At 67.2% G+C, this 1,646-nt stretch carries 1 protein-coding gene; it reads right to left on the bottom strand.

Translation table 11 applies throughout. The features are described from left to right. Positions 1 to 1,646: amino acid adenylation domain-containing protein (locus ACZ3YO_RS39875; protein WP_465579195.1), on the bottom strand; the 1,646-nt coding region annotated here is incomplete at both ends.

Genomic DNA, 1,646 nt, shown 5'->3' on the forward strand with positions numbered 1-1,646 from the left:
CCGCCGAGTTCGAAGAAGCTGTCGTCGATGCCGATCCGCTCCAGCCCGAGGACCTCGGCGAACAGCCCGCACAACACCTCCTCACGCCCGTTGCGCGGACCACGCTCGGACACCTGCCCAGCGAAGTCCGGCTCCGGCAGCGCACGGCGATCCAGCTTGCCGTTCGCCGTCACCGGCAGAACATCCATCGTGACGAACGCCGACGGCACCATGTACTCCGGCACCCGCGACGCCACCCGGTCCCGCAGCACCTCCACGTCCAGGCCGTCACCGACCGGCACCACGTAGGCGACCAGGCGCTTGCCACCCGAAGCGTCCTCCCGCACGACCACCGCACTGCCGGCCACCGCAGGATCCGAGGCCACCGCAGCCTCGATCTCACCCAGCTCGATCCGCAGACCACGGATCTTCACCTGGTCATCCGCCCGCCCCAGGTACTCCAACGCACCCTCGGCAGACCACCGCACCACATCACCCGTGCGATACATCCGCTCACCCGAGCCGACAAACGGATCCGCGACGAAACGCTCCGCCGACAGACCAGCACGCCGCGCATACCCGTGCGCCAACTGCACACCCGCCAGATACAACTCACCCGGCACACCCACCGGCACCGGCCGCAGACCCGCGTCCAACACATACACCCGCGTGTTCCACACCGGACGCCCGATCGGCACCGACGAACCACCCACCCCCGGAACACACCGATGGAACGTCACATCCACCGACGCCTCCGTCGGCCCGTACAGGTTGTGCAGTTCCACACCCGGCAGCAACTCGAAGAACCGCTCCACCGCGTCCACCGGCAGTGCCTCACCACTGCACACCACCCGACGCAGCCCGACACAGCCACCAGCAGCCGGCTCCTGCAGGAACACCTGCAGCATCGACGGCACGAAATGCGCCGTCGTGATCGACTCCGAACGGATCAACTCCGCCAGATACGCCGCGTCACGATGCCCGTCCGGACGCGCCACCACCAACGCGGCACCCACCTGCAACGGCCAGAAGAACTCCCACACCGACACGTCGAACCCCGACGGCGTCTTCTGCAACACCCGGTCCGAACCATCCAGACCGTACTGATCCTGCATCCACGCCAAACGGTTCACGATGCCCGCATGCGGCACCACCACACCCTTCGGCCGACCCGTCGAACCCGACGTGAAAATCACATACGCCGGCGACGACCCCGCCACCGAACGCACCGGCGCCACCGACGACGACACACGATCGAGGGAGTCCACCAACAGCCGCGGCACACCACCAACCGGCAACGACCCCACCACCGAAGACGACGTCACCACCAACGACGGCGCCGCATCCTCCAGAATCCATCCGATCCGCTCCACCGGATACTCCGGATCCACCGGCACATACGCCGCACCCGCCTTCAGCACCGCATACAGCGACACCACCAGCTCCACCGAACGAGGCACCGCGACAGCCACGAAATCACCGTCCCGCACACCCCGCTCCCGCAACACACCCGCCAGCCCGTTCGCCCGCGCATCCAACTGCGCATACGACAACGACTCACCCTCGAACACCACCGCAACCGCATCCGGCGTCCGCACCACCTGAGCCTCGAACAGATCCACCAACGAACCCGCCCCCACCTCACACCCCGTCGCATTCCAGCCCTG

It is taken from the genome of Kitasatospora sp. NPDC022785 (assembly GCF_055561295.1).